We start from the raw sequence: 15,014 nt of genomic DNA, 5'->3' as shown, positions 1-15,014 counted from the left end.
GTACGGGGAGCGACGGCGCGGTCGCGGATCAGGGGGATCGTCTGGATCAGGTAATTTCCCGCGCCCCGCCGTGTCGGGGCGGCCCGCGCCGGGCACGTCTACCCGGCGCGCGGGGCGGGAGTCGGGCGTGACTTCCGCTTCCTGGAGGGGGATACAGGACAGATGACGTTCCATGTCGATTCCGAGGTCGGGCACCTGCGGCAGGTCCTGCTGCACAAGCCCGACCTGGCGCTGAAACGGCTGACCCCCACCACCAAGGACGCGTTCCTCTTCGACGACGTGCTGTGGGTGCAGCGCGCGATCGAGGAGCACGAGGAGTTCCAGCAGGTGCTGACGGACCGCGGCATCCGCGTCCACCTGCTGGCGGACCTGCTCAAGGAGACCGTCGACATCCCCGAGGCGCGCAAGCACATCCTCGACGCGGTCATCGACGAGCGCTGGCTGGGCCCGGTCGCCATCGACGACGTCCGCAACACGCTCGACGGGATGGACAGCGCGACCCTGCAGGTCTACCTGACCGGCGGCATCACCAGGCGCGAGCTGGTCGCGATGGGCTGCGACCCCAAGTCGGTGACCTTCCACGCCACGGGCGAGGACGACTTCATCCTGCCGCCGCTGCCCAACCACCTGTTCACGCGGGACACCTCGTGCTGGATCTACGACGGCGTGTCGATCAACGCGATGAAGAAGAAGGCCCGCATGCGGGAGACGGTCAACATGGAGGCCGTCTACATGTACCACCCGACGTTCGCCGGCGGCTTCGACCGGGCGGGGCAGGGCGGCTACCACTGCTGGATGCCCGGCCAGTCGGTGGCCCCCGCCACCATGGAGGGCGGCGACGTGCTGGTCATCGGGCGGGGCGCGGTGCTGGTCGGGATGAGCGAGCGCACCCAGCCGCAGGCCGTCGAGATGCTGGCGCAGCGGCTGTTCAGCGCCGGGTCCGCGCGGCGGATCGTGGCGCTCGACATGCCGAAGGCGCGGGCGTTCATGCATCTCGACACGGTGATGACGATGCTCGACGTGGGTGTCTTCACCAAGTACGCCGGCCTGGGCATGCTGCCGGCGTACACGATCGAGCCTGGCGAGACGTCCAAGGAGCTCAAGGTCACCGACCATCCGCCCGAGGACATGCACAAGGCCATCGCGCACGCCCTTGAGCTGCCCGACATCAGGGTCCTGACTCCCACCCAGGACGTCTACGCCGCCGAGCGGGAGCAGTGGGACGACGGCTGCAACGGGCTGGCGCTGGAGCCCGGCGTGGTCGTGGCCTACGAGCGCAACGCCACCACCAACAACTACCTGCGCGACAACGGCATCGAGGTGATCACGATCAGGGGCAGCGAGCTCGGCAGGGGGCGCGGCGGGCCGCGGTGCATGAGCTGCCCGCTGGAGCGCGACGCCGTCTAGGGGGACGACACATGGCGGTGGACCTGCGGGGCCGCAGCTTTCTCAAGGAACTCGACTTCACCCAGGAGGAATTCGGCCATCTGCTGCGGCTGTCGGCCGAGCTGAAGGCCGCCAGGCACGCCGGTGCCGAGCGGCAGCGGCTGCGGGGCAGGAACATCGCGCTGATCTTCGAGAAGACCTCCACGCGGACGCGCTGCGCGTTCGAGGTGGCCGCCCGCGACCAGGGCGCGCACGTCACGTACCTGGACCCGGCCGGCGCCCAGCTCGGGCACAAGGAGTCGGTCGGCGACACCGCGCGGGTGCTGGGGCGGATGTTCGACGGCATCGAGTACCGCGGCTCCCGGCAGGCCCACGCCGAGGAGCTGGCGGCCCTGTCGGGGGTGCCGGTGTGGAACGGGCTGACCGACGAGTGGCATCCCACGCAGACGCTGGCCGACATGCTCACCATGCGCGAGCACAGCGGCCGGCCGCTGCGCGAGGTGTCGTTCGCCTACCTGGGCGACGCGCGCAACAACATGGGGCACTCGCTGCTGGTCACGGGGGCGATGCTGGGCATGGACGTACGCCTGGTCGCGCCGAGGGCCCTGTGGCCGGACCCGGAGCTGGCGGCCGGGCCGGCCGAGAAGCTGGCGGCCGGCACCGGGGCCAGGGTCACCGTCACCGACGACCTGGGCAAGGGCGTCAAGGGCGTGGACTTCCTCTACACCGACGTGTGGGTGTCGATGGGCGAGCCGGCCGAGATGTGGCAGGAGCGGATCAAGCTGCTGCTGCCGTATCAGGTCAACGACGCGGTGGTGCGGGCCACCGGCAACCCGTCGGTGCGGTTCACGCACTGCCTGCCCGCCTTCCACAACAGGGAGACGCAGGTCGGGCGCGACCTCTACGACAAGACCGGGCTCGACGCGCTGGAGGTGACCGAGAGCGTCTTCGAGTCGCCGCGCTCGATCGTCTTCGACCAGGCCGAGAACCGGCTGCACACCATCAAGGCCGTCATGGTCGCGACGCTGGGGGACTGACATGCGGGTCATCGTGGCGCTGGGCGGCAACGCGGTGCTGCGGCGCGGGCAGCGGCCCGACGCGGACGTACAGCTCGCCAACGTGCGGGCGGCCGCCAGGGCGCTCGCCGGGCTGGCGGACGAGCACGAGCTGGTCATCACCCACGGCAACGGCCCGCAGGTGGGCCTGCTGGCCATGCAGAGCGCCGCCGATCCCGACCTGAACGGGCCGTACCCGTTCGACGCGCTCGGCGCGCAGACGCAGGGCCTGATCGGCTACTGGATGCAGCAGGCCCTGCAGAACGCGCTGCCCGGCAGGCAGGTGCTGGCCATGGTGACGCAGACGCTGGTGTCGGCGGTCGACCCGGCCTTCGCGGAGCCGGCGAAGTTCGTCGGCCAGGTCTACGAGCAGGAGGAGGCCGAGAAGCTGGCCGCCGAGCACGGCTGGACGGTGCGGCAGGACGGCCGGCACTGGCGGCGGGTCGTGCCGTCCCCGGCGCCGCAGCGCGTGGTCGAGACCCGGCTGATCCGGCGGATGGTGGGCGAGGGCGTGATCGTGGTGTGCGCGGGCGGCGGCGGGGTCCCCGTCGTACGCGACGAGCGCGGCCGGCTGACCGGCGTGGAGGCCGTGGTCGACAAGGACCTCACCACGGCGATGCTGGCCGAGGCGCTGGAGTGCGACGCGTTCCTCAGCCTGACCGACGTGCCGCGCGTCATGCGAGGCTTCGGCACGCCGCACCAGAGCGAGATCGGCCACACCACGCCGCACGAGCTGCGCGCGCTCGACTTCCCCGCCGGGTCGATGGGGCCGAAGGTGGAGGCGGTCTGCCGGTTCGTGGAGACGACCGGCGACATGGCGGCCATCGGCAGGCTGGAGGACGCCGGGCGCATACTCGGCGGCTCAGCGGGCACCATCGTCACACCCAACGGCCGGTGGCCGCTGACGAGCACGTTGTAGGGGGTGTCCGATGACACTGGCCCGGCGGCTCCTGCGTACCAAGCCGACGGAACGCATCGTGGCCGAGGGCGGTCACGGCGAGGGCGGCGAGCTGCGGCGCACGATGTCGCTGTGGCAGCTCACGCTGTTCAGCGTCGGCGCGACGCTGGGCACCGGGATCTTCGTGATCCTCGGGCAGGCGGTGCCCAAGGCGGGGCCGGCGGTGGTGCTGGCGTTCGTGCTGGCGGCGATCACGGCGCTGCTCTCCGCGCTGTCGTACGCCGAGCTGGCCGGCACGATGCCGGTGTCCGGCTCGTCCTACTCCTACGCGTACGCGACGCTGGGCGAGCTCGTGGCCTGGGTCTGCGGCTGGTGCCTGATGCTGGAGTACGCCGTCTCCGTGGCGGCCGTGGCCGTGGGCTGGGGCGAGTACCTGAACTCGTTCCTGCGCGCGCTGTTCGGCTTCACGCTGCCGGAGGCGATCACCCGCTCCCCCGGCCAGGACGGCGGCGTGGTGAACGTCACCGCGATCGTCATCGTGCTGCTGGCCACGTGGCTGCTGCTGTACGGGGCCTCCGAGAGCGCCAGGGCGAACGCCTTCTTCGTGCTCATCAAGATCGCGGTGCTGCTGTTCTTCTGCGCGGTGACGTTCACGGCCTTCCGGTCGGGGAACCTCGCGCCGTTCGCCCCCATGGGCGTGGCCGGCATCACGGCGGCGGCCTCGCAGGTCTTCTTCTCCTACATCGGCTTCGACGCCGCCTCCACCGCCGGTGAGGAGGCCAAGAACCCCAGGCGCGACCTGCCGCTGGCGATCATGCTGTCGCTGGCCATCGTGACGGCCGTCTACGTGCTCGTGGCGCTGGCCGCCGTCGGCGCGATGCCGTGGACCGAGTTCGACCCCGACAACACCGAGGCCAGCCTGTCGTACATCGCCGACCTGGCCGTGGGGGCCACCTGGCCGGGCTTGATCGTCTCGTTCGGCGCGGTCATCGCCATCGCCAGCGTCGTGCTCACCGTCATCTACGGGCAGACGCGCATCCTGTTCGCGATGTCGCGCGACGGGCTCATCCCCCGGATCTTCCAGAAGGTCAACCCCCGCCGGCAGGTGCCGATCGCCAACACCCTCATCGTGGCCGCGTTCATCTCCGTGCTGGCCGGGCTGGTGCCGCTCGGGCAGCTCGCCGAGGCGACCAGCATCGGCACGCTGTTCGCCTTCGCCATCGTCAACGTCGGCGTGCTCGTGCTGCGTTACCGCAGCCCCGAGCTGCCGCGCAGCTTCCGCACGCCGCTGTTCCCCGTCACGCCGGTGCTGGGCGCGATCATGTGCGTGGTGGTCATGGCGGGGCTGGCCGGGGTGACCTGGCTGGCGTTCGGGCTGTGGATGCTCGCGGGGCTGATCTGCTACTTCCTGTACGGCTATGGCCATTCGCGGCTGAATGCCGAGGTGCGCTGAATGAAGCTCGACGACGTGCTGGCCGGATACGTCCCCGGATCGCGGGGACGGGACGGGCTGGCGCTGGCCGTACTGCTCGCGGAGCAGGCGCACGCGCGCCTGACGGTGGCGACCGTGCAGCCGCCGGCCCGCTCCACGCCGGGGCCGGCCAGGGCCGAGGAGAGCGCCTGGCGCGCCTACCTGCGCGAGCAGGCGGAGGCGACGCTCGCCCAGGCCCGCGAACTGGCGGGCGACGAGGCCGAGTACGTCGCGCACACCCACAGGGGCAGCGGGCGCGGGCTGGTGGAGCTGGCGCGCAGGCGCGGCGCCGGCGTCGTGGTGATCGGCTCGGCCCCGGGCGGCGGCAGAGGACGCATCTCGGTGGGCAGCACCGCCGACCAGCTCCTGCACTCCTCCTCCGTTCCCGTCCTGCTCGCCCCGCGCGGCTACGGCGACCTGCCGCCGTCCGCCATCGACCGCCTCACCGTCGCCTACCGCCGCGGCCCCGGCTGCGACGCGGCCGTCAGGGACGCGGCGCGTACCGCCGCGGCGCTCGGGGTGCCGCTGCGGCTGGTCACTCTGGTGATCAGCAGCGGCAGGCGGGCGAGGATCGAGGAAGAGATGCTCGTACGCCTGCGCGACCAGGCGGCAGCCGACCTCCACGCGGCGGCGCGGGGACAGCGGCCGGCGGGACGGCCCGCGGGGCGGCCCGTGGAGGTCGAGGTGCTGGAGGGCCGCAACGTGGCCCAGGCACTCGGGACGACCTCGTGGCTGCCCGGCGAGATGATCATATGCGCTTCCAGCGACACCGGGCCACTCAGGCGGGTCTTCCTCGGGGACACCTCGATCAAGATCGTCCGGGCCTCGACCTGCCCTGTCATGATTCTCACTCGAGAGCCCTGACCGCCGGAATTTCTCGTCAAAACCTGACGAAGTCATCGTTGCCAGTGGGACATGAGGGATGATTGTGGCGATCCCTACCGGACCGGATTCGGCATCTTTTTTCCAATCAGCTTGACCTTAGGCGTCCGCCCCTTTACCGTCACTGTGCGTAACCACACCGCGCGGCGTTCCGGGGTAAACCCAGAGCCATGGCTACCGATGGTGCCGAGCCAGGCACCAGACCCCCCGGTGGCCCGGGCATACGCCGCAAGGGAGCACAATCTACTGAGAGCGATACATACGAGAGCCGGGGGGCCACACGATGCCGTCTGAGTACGCAAAGTCGCTGGGTGCACGACTCCGCGCCATCCGCACCCAGCAGGGCCTGTCCCTGCATGGAGTCGAAGAGAAGTCGCGTGGCAGGTGGAAAGCCGTAGTCGTGGGCTCTTACGAGCGTGGCGACCGAGCGGTGACCGTGCAGAAGCTTGCCGAGCTTGCCGACTTCTACGGGGTGCCCGTATCCGAGCTGCTGCCGGGCGGAGCCGCCCCCAGCCCGCTCGGGCCGACACCCAAGCTTGTGATCGACCTGGAGCGGCTCGCGACGCTGCCGAAGGAGAAGGCCGGCGCCCTGGCCCGGTACGCCGCCACCATCCAGAGCCAGCGTGGCGACTACAACGGCAAGGTGCTGTCGATCCGCCAGGAGGACCTGCGCTCCCTGGCCGTGATCTACGACAAGTCGCCGAGCGAGCTGACCGAGGAGCTCATCAGCTGGGGCGTCCTCGACGCCGAGGCCCGCCGGGCCGTGGAGTCGTTCTGACGTCCTGAGGTCGTCCAGGCCTCGGGACGTCGTGGTCCTGAGGCCGTTTGCGGGTCTCGGCTCCCGTTCGCGGGTCGTTCCGCTTCGGAACGCCGTGTTCGAGGCCCGTGGTTTTGAGGTCACCCGCTCCAACCGAGGGCTCGCCGCACTCCGGCGAGCCCATCGGCGTTTCTGCCCGCACCGCGACGAGCCACCGAAACCGCACCGCCTGCCGGGCCGGGCGCGTGCCAAGCGGAGCGCATGCCGAGCCGAGCACATGTCAAGCGGCCGCACGCCAGGCCGAGCGCATGCCGACCCGAGCGCACGTCGATCAAGGCGGACGCCGATCCAGGCCCATCAGGAGCTTGGCGCACGCCGATCCAGGCCCATGCCGAACAGGCCGCGCACGTCGGCCGCGCCATGCTCGACCGGCACAACGTTCAACGCCGCAGCGCCCGACGCCGCAGTACCGGGCTTCGTGGCCGCACAGCGTCAGGCTTCCTGGCGGCGCGAAGCCGCGCCTCCGGCCCCGCAGCCCTTCATGGCCGCGGGATCATGCCTCCGGGGCCGTCAGCCCGCCAGGGGCACGTCCACCGGGAGTTGTGGCTGGCTAGGGACCCCGAGGATGCCCTCGACGGTCGAGACGAACGTCTCCGCCTCCGCCAGGATCTCGTCCGCGTCCGCCGCGCTGATCCGGCGGACCATCCCCGCCTCCGCGGCGGCGCGCTTGGCGGCGGTCATCGCGAAGTAGGCGGCCCACTGCGCCAGCTCGGGCTCCGCCTCGGGCAGCAGCTCCCAGGCGCTGCGCAGCCGGCGACGGCGGCCCTCCGTGGGACGGGGGTGGGCGGCGAGGATCGCCGCTGCCGCTCGCAGGGCCGCCAGGTGGGCGGCCACGTATCGGGATGCCGGGGTGCGAGCGCCGGTCGCCTCCGCCAGGCAGGAACGTGAATCGGTCAGGTGTGCCCGAACCGCAGGCGACAGCCGGGGCCCGGGCGTTTCTCTAGGCCGTGGTGCCATCTTGCGCGCCTCCTCTGGAGTCGTGGGCGGCGTCCGGCTTCTGCGCCGATGGAGCCAACAATCGCAGACGCCACCGACATTTCCGCCGGGCAGGCCGGACGAGGAGCTTCCCCTCTCCCCGTCCGGCCAGGACACGCCCACTCGTCTCCGCCGACGACGAGGACGAGCCCTTCGCCCGGGAACCTGGCCGCGGGAATCGCTTGAGGAAGCGAACGGCCCGCGACCAGGTCCTGGTGACGTTGAGCCGCGAGCCTCACCGCCACTAGGTCGAACATAATTTCGATCACGCCCTGTTGTCAACCGATCCACGAACATAGGTTCGATGACCATGAAGTGAAAGGAGCCACACGCGGCGGAGGCCGTCCGGTTGACGGCGGCGCAGACGAAAGAGCCGCCGCCGCGGTTCGGGATGCGGCGACGGCGAAGTGGTGCTGTCAGGGCAGTGTCAAGACGGGGCCCGCATCAGGAGACCGAGATGGCCCCTGACGGGCAGAGGGTCACGGCCCGGCGAACGGCCTCCTCCAGCTCCTGCGGTGGCTCGTCCTGCAGCAGGACGACCGTGCCCTCGTCCTCGCTCTGGTCGAACACCTTCGGCACCGTCAGCGCGCACATGCCCGCACCGATGCACACCGTCGTATCTGCCTTGATTTCCATCGCGACCTACCAAGTGACAGGGAGGCGGTGCACTCCGTAAATACTCATGTCCGAGCGCATCGGCACCTCCTCGGGTGTTACCGCCAAGCGTAGGCCAGGGAACCGGCGCAGCAGCGCAGGGTAGGCGATGCGCATCTCGGCGCGGGCGAGCTGCTGGCCGAGGCACTGGTGGATGCCGTGGCCGAAGGTGAGGTGCCCGCCGGCGGGCCGGGTGACGTCGAGCCGCTCGGCGTCGGCGAAGCGGGCGGAGTCGCGGTTGGCTGCGGGCAGGTGGATGGTGACGGCCTCACCGGCCCCGATCGTGACGCCCTCGATCTCCACGTCCTCCAGCGCCGTACGCATCGGGCCGAGATGGATGATCGTGAGGTGGCGCAGCAGTTCCTCGACGCCGTTGTCCACCACCGAGGGGTCGTCGCGCATGGCGGCGAGCTGGTCGGGGTTCGTGAGCAGCGCGTACGTCCCCAGCCCCAGCATGTTGGCGGTCGTCTCGTGCCCCGCGATGAGCAGCAGGACGCCGACGCCGGTGAGCTCCTCGTCGCTCAGCTCCCCGCCCTCGATGAGCCCGCTGAGCAGGTCGTCGCCCGGCTCCTTGCGCTTGCGCTGGACGAGCCCGTAGAGGTAGGACGAGATGCCGCCGAGCGCCGCGATCGCCTCCTCGGCCTTGGCCTCGAGGCTGGCCAGCACCTTGGTGTCGGCCTGGAACTGCGCGCGTTCCTCGTACGGCACGCCGAGCAGCTCGCAGATCACCAGCGAGGGGATCGGCAGCGCGAACTCCTGGACGAGGTCCACGGGCGGGCCGGCGGCCTCCATGGCGTCGAGGCAGGCGGCGGTGATCTCCTCGATCCGCGGCTCCAGCATCTTCATCCGCCGGACCGTGAACTGCCCGGTCAGCAGCCTGCGGAAGCGCGTGTGGTCGGGCGGGTCCATGCGCAGGAAGAAGCCGGGCGGCACGCGCAGCTTCTCCGGCCGGGTGGCCAGCTCCATCCTCGCGGACGGGATCGGCGGGTGCATGTGCTCGGGCCGGTTGCTGAAGTGCGGGCTGGCGAGCACGGCGCGGGCGGCGGCGTGGCCGGTCACGAGCCAGCCCTGGTGGCCGTCGGCGTACGTCATGCGGTGGATCGCGCCCTGTTGTCGCAGCGCGGTGACTTCGTCGGGCGGGTCGAGGGGACGCTGGCGGGCGGTGGGCAGGGTCAGTTCTGACATGTTCCGCTCCTTTCCGAGCTCTCCCCTCCAGAAAACCTCAACGAATGCAAAACTTCAATGGATGAAAACAATTAGGACGTGCAGTATAGTTCCGGCATGGTGGAAGGGCTCCGGGAACGCAAGAAGCAGCGCACGCGCCAGGCGCTGATCGAGGCGGCGCTGCGGCTGTTCCAGGAGAAGGGCTTCGAGGAGACCACGCTCGCGGAGATCGCGGAGCAGGCCGACGTGTCGACCCGCACGTTCTTCAGCTACTTCGCCAGCAAGGAGGACGTGGTCTTCTACGACACCGCGGCCCGGCTGGAGCTGGCGCTCAGGGTCATGGAGGGCAGGCGGCCCGACGAGACCGTGACCGGCGTGCTGATGAGGATCGTCGAGGAGAGCTTCGAGCAGGCCGTCTCCTACCAGGACCTCACGAGCGAGGACGCGGTGCTGCGGGTGCGGCTGATCCTCACCGAGCCCGCGCTGCAGGCGCGGGCGCTGCTCCTGCTGTTCGACACCCAGCTCAAGCTGGCCGAGGCGCTGCACGAGGCGTTCCCCGAGCTGGCGCTGGTGGACGCAGCCGCGGCGGTGGGCGGGCTGATCGGGGCCGTCAAGCTGGGCGTCATGGCGACCCTGGAGGAGGAGCAGTCGCTGGGCGACGTCCTGGCCAACGCGCGCCGCGCGGCCGAGGTCGCCATCTCGGGCCTGCACACCCTCGGCTAGCGCAGGCCGGCTCCGCGCAGGTCCGTTCTGGGGCATGCCCGCTCCGCGCAGGTCCGTTCTGCGCGGGTCCGTTCTGCGCAGGTCCGTTCTGCGCGAGTCTGCTCTGCGCTCGTCCGCTCTGCGCGATTTCGCGTGGAGGGTGCCCGGATCCTTCTGAGAAGCTGTCTCACGGAAACCGCCGCGGGAAGGGAGAGCGGATGGCGGGAAGCGGTCGCCCGGCGGGGATCGTGCTGCTGGCTCTGGGGCCGGCCCTGGCGGCGGCGTACGCGGGCGCGGGCTACCTGGCCATCCGGGCGGCGGTACGCGCGCAGACCGCAGGCCCCGAGTGGGAGGGCGGCAGGATCGACGGCTCCGGGCTGACCTCGCTGGGCGTGGACACGTGGCGGCTGACCTGGTGGACCGCGATGGTCGTGGGCCTGGCGGCGGTGGCCTACCTGGTCTTCGGGGTGCTGCTGCTACGGGAGCGGCGGGGCCGGACGGTGATCCTCGTGGTGTCGGGCGTGCTCATCGTCCCGTACGCGCTGGGGTTCGGGGTCGCGCTGTTCAATCCCGTCGAGCTGCTGGCGGGCCTGTACGACTCCCCCGACTTCCTCGCGGGCCTGCCCGCGTGGCAGCCGTACACGGCCTGGCTGCTGCTGGCGGGCGGGCTGGCGCAGGCCGTGGGGATGGTGATGGCCGCCGCGCACGGCAAGCGCGCGGCCCCGAAGCCCCCGAAGCCCCCGAAGCCCCCGGAGGTCGCGGAGGTCAAGGGACAGAGCTGACGCCCGCGCCCGTACGGCCGCCGGGGACAAGGGGCGGAGTTCGCGCCCGCCGGGTCAGCGAGCGGGGCTGACGCCCGCCGGGGTCAGCGGGCGGAGTTGACGCCCGCCCGTACGGCCTCCGCGATCAGGTCCCGGGCCGGCCGGGGCGCGTCCAGGAACGCGGGCAGGTCGCTCCTCCCGGCCTCCATCAGGCCGGCCCCGATGTTGGAGAAGGTCGAGATCGTGTGGCCCGCCTGGTACGCCTCCAGCCCGGCCAGCCCCGCCCGCGCGTCCCGCAGCGGCACCGGGTGGTAGGCCACGGGCCGCCCCAGCACCTCGGAGAGCACCTCGGCCAGGTCGTGCCCGCCGACCGCGCTCACGCCCTCCAGCTCGTACGTCCTGCCCGCGTGCCGACGCGCCCCGCCCGACACGACGTCCTGCCAGGCCTCGGCCGCCACGCGCACGGCCACGGCGGCCAGGTCCTGCCTGGCCGCCACCGACACCCGCCCCTCCCCGAGGGGCGCCGCGAACACCCCGCTCTCCGCCGCCGCGGGCACGCCGGCCAGCGCCAGCCCGGCGGGGATCTCGGCGTACAGGGCGTTGCGCAGCACCGTGACGTCGAAGGGCGCCTCGGCCAGCCGCGCCTCGGTCCAGCGGTGGGCCAGGGCGATCGTGAGCCGCTCCCCCGAGCCTGCCAGGCTGGTGTAGATCACGTGCTCGACGCCCACCGCGGCGGCCGCCCGCACGACCGCGCCGTGCCGGGCGAGCACGACGTCGTCCTCGGCGTACCCGGCGGACACGAACACCAGCACCCGCGCCCCCTCGAACGCCCGCTCCAGCGTGTCCGGCCGGTCGAAGTCGGCGTGCCTCACCCCGGCGCCGTCGCCCGAGCTGCTGGCTCCCGCCACCACCGGCCCGCCGGCGGCCCGCAGCCCGACGAGGATCGCTCCGCCCAGTGCACCGGACACGCCCGTCACGACAATCATGGGTCCCCCTAATGTGGATCTGCCAGGTGAAACGAACCCAGCATGGGCGAGGCCCCGCGCTCGCCGTAAGGAGGCACTCTCATGTCAGTCGCGCACACGGAGGTAACCCCCCAGGCCGCCGGGCCGTGCGGGGACGACGACTGCGGCATCAGGGACGTGCTCGACCGCATCGGCGACAAGTGGACGGTGCTGGTGATGGTGGAGCTGGCCAAGGGGGTGCGGCGGTTCAGGGAGCTGCACCGGGCGGTGCCCGGCATCTCGCAGCGGATGCTGACGCTGACGACGCGGCGGCTGTGCCGGGACGGGCTGGCCGAGCGCACGGCGTACGCGACGATCCCGCCGCAGGTGGAGTACCGGCTGACGCCGATGGGCCGCAGCCTCGCCGAGGCCGTGCAGCGGCTGGCCGACTGGTCGCGCGAGCACAAGGACGCCATGGAGGACGCCCGCGCCCGCTGGGACGCCGGGCATCCCGGCGAGGGCTAGCAGCGTGACCAGGTGGCCCAGCCGTGCCGGGCGCCGGTGGCGGTCCAGCCCGCCGGCGGCGCGGCGTCCTGCGGGACGACGGCGGTGCAGACGCCTTCGGGAGGCGTGCCACGGAAGCGCTCGATATCTGTCCACCACACGCGGTACGACAGCGGGACCCAGATGTTCCACTTCACTCCTGCCTCCACCGCCACCCGGCCCGGCGGTGAGGGCGCGGGCAGCCAGTCGGGGCCGGGCGCGGGCGGGGCGGGCGCCAGGTGGGCGACGAACGCCACCTGGATCAGGCCCAGGACGCCTGCGGCGAGCATCGCGGGCCGCCGGACCAGGGCCGCGCCCGCCAGGCAGGCCAGCAGCGCCAGGGCGGACAGGGAGGCGGCGACCAGGTCGAGCGAGTCGGAGATCCGGGTGAGGAAGATCACTTCGGGGAAGTCGAAGGCGATGAAGGCGTGCCTGTGGAGCCGGTCCCCCGCGTACCAGGCGGTCACGCCGCCGGTCACGGCGAGCAGCCCGGCGGCCGCCAGCACGTGCCGCACCACGGCGGGCAGCCCGGTGGCCGCCACGACGTGCCGCACCACCGCGAACCGCCCGACCCCGCCCACCGCGAACCGCCCGACCCCGCCCGGCGCAAACCGCCCGACCCCGTCCAGCGTCATCCGCCCGACCCCGTCCGGCGTAGGACGCGCTGCCCCAGCAGGCAGCCGCCTCGCGCGCAGCAGGACGAGCACGCCCGCCAGCGTCCACGCCACCGCGACGCACGCCAGGTAGCGGCCGTAGGCGAAGTTGCCGACCCGGTGCTCGTCCGGCAGGGCGGCGGAGGAGGCGTACGCGATGCCCAGGGTCAGCATCAGCAGCGCCCCTGCCAGGACGCGCGGCACGAGCGGCGCCGATCTCCGCGCCAGCAGGGCCACCGCGCCCGTCAGCCCCACGCCCGCCAGGCCCCACGTGCCGGCGATGAGGTACCAGATCTGCCCGGCCGCCCCCGACAGCGCCCACGCCTGCCCCTCCAGGCTCGTCAGACGCTCCAGCAGCAGCCCTGACAGGTCACGGGGCCCGCCGGGGTAGAGCGCGGCCTGCAGCGCCCCGTTGAGCGCGTCGCCGGCCACCGCGCCCTCGACCGCGCTCACCAGCGTCGCGATCAGGGCGGCGCGCGGCAGCCTGCGCCACATCGCGACCAGCACGAGCAGGCACACCGCCACGATCACGGTCCCCCGCAGGTGCACCGCCATCGCGTACGCCGCCAGCCCGCCCGCCGCGATCCCGGCCAGGACCCGCCGGCGCCCGGGCCCGTCCGCGACCAGGTCGTGCAGGGCGACCAGCCACCCCAGCACGATCACCGGCAGGACCGCATCGGCCAGCGCGTACCCGGAGAACACCACCAGCGAGGGCGACATCCCCGCCGCGAACGCCGGCACCAGCGCCGCCCGCCTGCTCACGCGCAGCCGCCGCAGCAGCACGTACGCCAGCGGGAACGCGCTCGCCGCCGCCACCGCCCCCACCCCGACGGCCAGCCGGTACGCGAGCCCGGGGTCGGCGGTCAGCCAGAAGATCGGGACGAGCAGCAGCGCGTACCCGGCCTGGTAGAAGGTCGAGCCCGACAGATCGGCTCCCGCGCCGCCGGCCAGCCATCGGGCGGCCAGGAGGTAGCCGGTCTCGTCCGGGTTCGCCACGGGCATCGTGTGATAGCGGTTCAGCCACAGCCGCAGCGCCACCTGCGCGGCCCACCCCGCGGCGAGCAGCCACCGCACCCGCGGATCCGCCCCGCTCCGGCGTACGGGCGGAGCGGGCGTCCTCAGCATGAAAGCCGTAGTCATGAGATCCCCCAGAAGTTCGGGGGAAGCTCACCAGACCACGGATAACCGGCCTGTCACCTATTTCGGTTATGCGGGGGTTATACGGGCTCAGGCACGCTTGTACGCGCCCCTGACGTGCACCGGGACGCCCTTGCCCAGCAGCCTGGGCAGCTCCTCCGCCACGTTCATGGGCATGCGCACGCACCCGTGCGAGGCCGGGTAGAGCGGCACCGACAGCGCGCCGTGGAAGGCGATGCCGCCGTTGAAGAAGATCGGGTTGTACAGCTCGCCCAGGTACGACTTGTGCCAGCCGCTCGCCCGCCAGGTCGTGCGGTAGTTGCCCGTCGGCGTGCGGGCCGAGCCGCAGAAGCGCTGCTCCTTGCCCTGCCAGGTGGTGGTCTCGCAGTACGGGACGCCGCTGCCGGAGGAGATGTGGGTGATCAGCTTCACCTCGCCGCGCACGTACAGGACCATGACCTGCTTGCTGAGGTTGACCTCGGCGCGGGTCGCCTTGCCGTTCGGGGCCAGGACCTTCGGCGTCCGCGGCGTCTCCAGCGCCTCCCACGTGCGCCTGGCGATCGTGCTGGTCGGCTTGATGCCGTTGACCTTCTGGAACGCCCAGACGGCGGCCAGCGTGGTGCCGCCGTACTGGCCGTCGGCCTTGCCGGGACGGTACCCGAGCTCGACCAGCCGCTTCTGCATCCAGGTGACGGCCTTGCCCTTGGCGCCGAGCCTGAGCGTCTTGCGCGGCGCGGTGACGGGCTCGGGAGAGACGGCGGACGGGCCCTGCTGGGCGGCGGCCGCCGGAGGGGACGCGGGCAGGGACGTCTCGGCCCGCCGTTCCACGGGCTGCGTGCCGCAACCGGAGACGACGACCGCACCGGCCGTCAGAAGAGCAGCCACCCCGGGCAGCCGTCGAACCTGCACCCGTACCACCTCTCCTAAAGGACGGATCAGGGGACCCTACACCACTTACCAGGAATGGGTAAT

General features: G+C 72.0%; 15 protein-coding genes. 9 read left to right on the top strand and 6 right to left on the bottom strand.

All coding sequences use genetic code 11. The features are described 5' to 3' along the window. Positions 1-162 precede the first annotated feature (162 nt). From AB0I79_RS02080 to AB0I79_RS02055, 6 genes are all read left to right on the top strand, one after another. Positions 163-1,407, top strand: coding sequence for an arginine deiminase (locus tag AB0I79_RS02080; protein WP_357865925.1), 1,245 nt, complete (start codon positions 163-165; stop codon positions 1,405-1,407). 11 nt (positions 1,408-1,418) lie between these two features. Further along, on the top strand, positions 1,419-2,423 hold the full coding sequence (gene argF, locus AB0I79_RS02075) for an ornithine carbamoyltransferase (protein WP_357865924.1): 1,005 nt from the start codon (positions 1,419-1,421) through the stop codon (positions 2,421-2,423). A gap of 1 nt (position 2,424) precedes the next feature. Further along, entirely contained in the window at positions 2,425-3,360 is a 936-nt protein-coding gene (gene arcC / locus AB0I79_RS02070) for a carbamate kinase (RefSeq protein WP_357865922.1), read from the top strand. Between the two features lie 10 nt (positions 3,361-3,370). Continuing rightward, positions 3,371-4,792 (top strand): amino acid permease, encoded by a 1,422-nt coding sequence (locus AB0I79_RS02065; RefSeq protein WP_357865921.1) that lies wholly within the window; start codon positions 3,371-3,373, stop codon positions 4,790-4,792. Then, entirely contained in the window at positions 4,793-5,674 is an 882-nt protein-coding gene (locus AB0I79_RS02060; protein ID WP_357865919.1) for a universal stress protein, read from the top strand. It begins immediately after the preceding gene. A gap of 301 nt (positions 5,675-5,975) precedes the next feature. Next, entirely contained in the window at positions 5,976-6,470 is a 495-nt protein-coding gene (locus AB0I79_RS02055; RefSeq protein WP_026214021.1) for a transcriptional regulator, read from the top strand. 549 nt (positions 6,471-7,019) lie between these two features. Here AB0I79_RS02055 and AB0I79_RS02050 read toward each other — a convergent pair. The 3 genes from AB0I79_RS02050 to AB0I79_RS02040 form a co-directional block, all read right to left on the bottom strand. After that, on the bottom strand, positions 7,020-7,466 hold the full coding sequence (locus AB0I79_RS02050) for an SAV_6107 family HEPN domain-containing protein (RefSeq protein WP_357865917.1): 447 nt from the start codon (positions 7,464-7,466) through the stop codon (positions 7,020-7,022). Between the two features lie 462 nt (positions 7,467-7,928). Then, positions 7,929-8,120 (bottom strand): ferredoxin, encoded by a 192-nt coding sequence (locus tag AB0I79_RS02045; protein ID WP_148434761.1) that lies wholly within the window; start codon positions 8,118-8,120, stop codon positions 7,929-7,931. Between the two features lie 6 nt (positions 8,121-8,126). After that, on the bottom strand, positions 8,127-9,323 hold the full coding sequence (locus AB0I79_RS02040) for a cytochrome P450 (protein WP_357865915.1): 1,197 nt from the start codon (positions 9,321-9,323) through the stop codon (positions 8,127-8,129). A 96-nt stretch (positions 9,324-9,419) separates the two neighbouring features. Between AB0I79_RS02040 and AB0I79_RS02035 the strand changes: the two genes are divergently transcribed. Then, positions 9,420-10,025, top strand: coding sequence for a helix-turn-helix domain-containing protein (locus AB0I79_RS02035; protein ID WP_357865913.1), 606 nt, complete (start codon positions 9,420-9,422; stop codon positions 10,023-10,025). A 197-nt stretch (positions 10,026-10,222) separates the two neighbouring features. Continuing rightward, positions 10,223-10,786: a hypothetical protein gene (locus tag AB0I79_RS02030; protein WP_357865911.1), complete on the top strand. Its 564-nt coding sequence runs from the start codon at positions 10,223-10,225 to the stop codon at positions 10,784-10,786. A gap of 83 nt (positions 10,787-10,869) precedes the next feature. On the opposite strand, the gene AB0I79_RS02025 is transcribed toward AB0I79_RS02030, so the two are convergent. Further along, entirely contained in the window at positions 10,870-11,751 is an 882-nt protein-coding gene (locus AB0I79_RS02025) for an NmrA family NAD(P)-binding protein (protein WP_357865909.1), read from the bottom strand. Between the two features lie 81 nt (positions 11,752-11,832). Between AB0I79_RS02025 and AB0I79_RS02020 the strand changes: the two genes are divergently transcribed. Beyond that, complete coding sequence (locus tag AB0I79_RS02020; protein ID WP_357865907.1) at positions 11,833-12,234, top strand: helix-turn-helix domain-containing protein; 402 nt, start codon at positions 11,833-11,835, stop codon at positions 12,232-12,234. On the opposite strand, the gene AB0I79_RS02015 is transcribed toward AB0I79_RS02020, so the two are convergent. Then, positions 12,231-14,045, bottom strand: coding sequence for a hypothetical protein (locus tag AB0I79_RS02015; protein ID WP_357865906.1), 1,815 nt, complete (start codon positions 14,043-14,045; stop codon positions 12,231-12,233). The genes AB0I79_RS02020 and AB0I79_RS02015 overlap by 4 nt on opposite strands. A gap of 87 nt (positions 14,046-14,132) precedes the next feature. Beyond that, on the bottom strand, positions 14,133-14,951 hold the full coding sequence (locus AB0I79_RS02010; protein WP_357865904.1) for a L,D-transpeptidase family protein: 819 nt from the start codon (positions 14,949-14,951) through the stop codon (positions 14,133-14,135). Between the last annotated feature and the right edge of the window lie 63 nt (positions 14,952-15,014).

It is taken from the genome of Nonomuraea sp. NPDC050202 (assembly GCF_040656115.1).
GTDB lineage: Bacteria > Actinomycetota > Actinomycetes > Streptosporangiales > Streptosporangiaceae > Nonomuraea.
Note: the sequence above shows the minus strand (reverse complement) of the source record. Positions and strands in the feature narration are given on the sequence as shown.

Excerpts from the sequence above, each read along its gene's own strand:
- AB0I79_RS02035 (WP_357865913.1), top strand. The coding sequence starts at position 9,420 with ATGGTGGAAGGGCTCCGGGAACGCAAGAAGCAGCGCACGCGCCAGGCG.
- AB0I79_RS02025 (WP_357865909.1), bottom strand. The coding sequence starts at position 11,751 with ATGATTGTCGTGACGGGCGTGTCCGGTGCACTGGGCGGAGCGATCCTC.
- AB0I79_RS02020 (WP_357865907.1), top strand. The coding sequence starts at position 11,833 with ATGTCAGTCGCGCACACGGAGGTAACCCCCCAGGCCGCCGGGCCGTGC.
- arcC (WP_357865922.1), top strand. The coding sequence starts at position 2,425 with ATGCGGGTCATCGTGGCGCTGGGCGGCAACGCGGTGCTGCGGCGCGGG.
- AB0I79_RS02015 (WP_357865906.1), bottom strand. The coding sequence starts at position 14,045 with ATGACTACGGCTTTCATGCTGAGGACGCCCGCTCCGCCCGTACGCCGG.
- AB0I79_RS02030 (WP_357865911.1), top strand. The coding sequence starts at position 10,223 with ATGGCGGGAAGCGGTCGCCCGGCGGGGATCGTGCTGCTGGCTCTGGGG.
- AB0I79_RS02045 (WP_148434761.1), bottom strand. The coding sequence starts at position 8,120 with ATGGAAATCAAGGCAGATACGACGGTGTGCATCGGTGCGGGCATGTGC.
- AB0I79_RS02060 (WP_357865919.1), top strand. The coding sequence starts at position 4,793 with ATGAAGCTCGACGACGTGCTGGCCGGATACGTCCCCGGATCGCGGGGA.
- AB0I79_RS02080 (WP_357865925.1), top strand. The coding sequence starts at position 163 with ATGACGTTCCATGTCGATTCCGAGGTCGGGCACCTGCGGCAGGTCCTG.
- AB0I79_RS02050 (WP_357865917.1), bottom strand. The coding sequence starts at position 7,466 with ATGGCACCACGGCCTAGAGAAACGCCCGGGCCCCGGCTGTCGCCTGCG.
- AB0I79_RS02055 (WP_026214021.1), top strand. The coding sequence starts at position 5,976 with ATGCCGTCTGAGTACGCAAAGTCGCTGGGTGCACGACTCCGCGCCATC.
- AB0I79_RS02040 (WP_357865915.1), bottom strand. The coding sequence starts at position 9,323 with ATGTCAGAACTGACCCTGCCCACCGCCCGCCAGCGTCCCCTCGACCCG.
- argF (WP_357865924.1), top strand. The coding sequence starts at position 1,419 with ATGGCGGTGGACCTGCGGGGCCGCAGCTTTCTCAAGGAACTCGACTTC.
- AB0I79_RS02065 (WP_357865921.1), top strand. The coding sequence starts at position 3,371 with ATGACACTGGCCCGGCGGCTCCTGCGTACCAAGCCGACGGAACGCATC.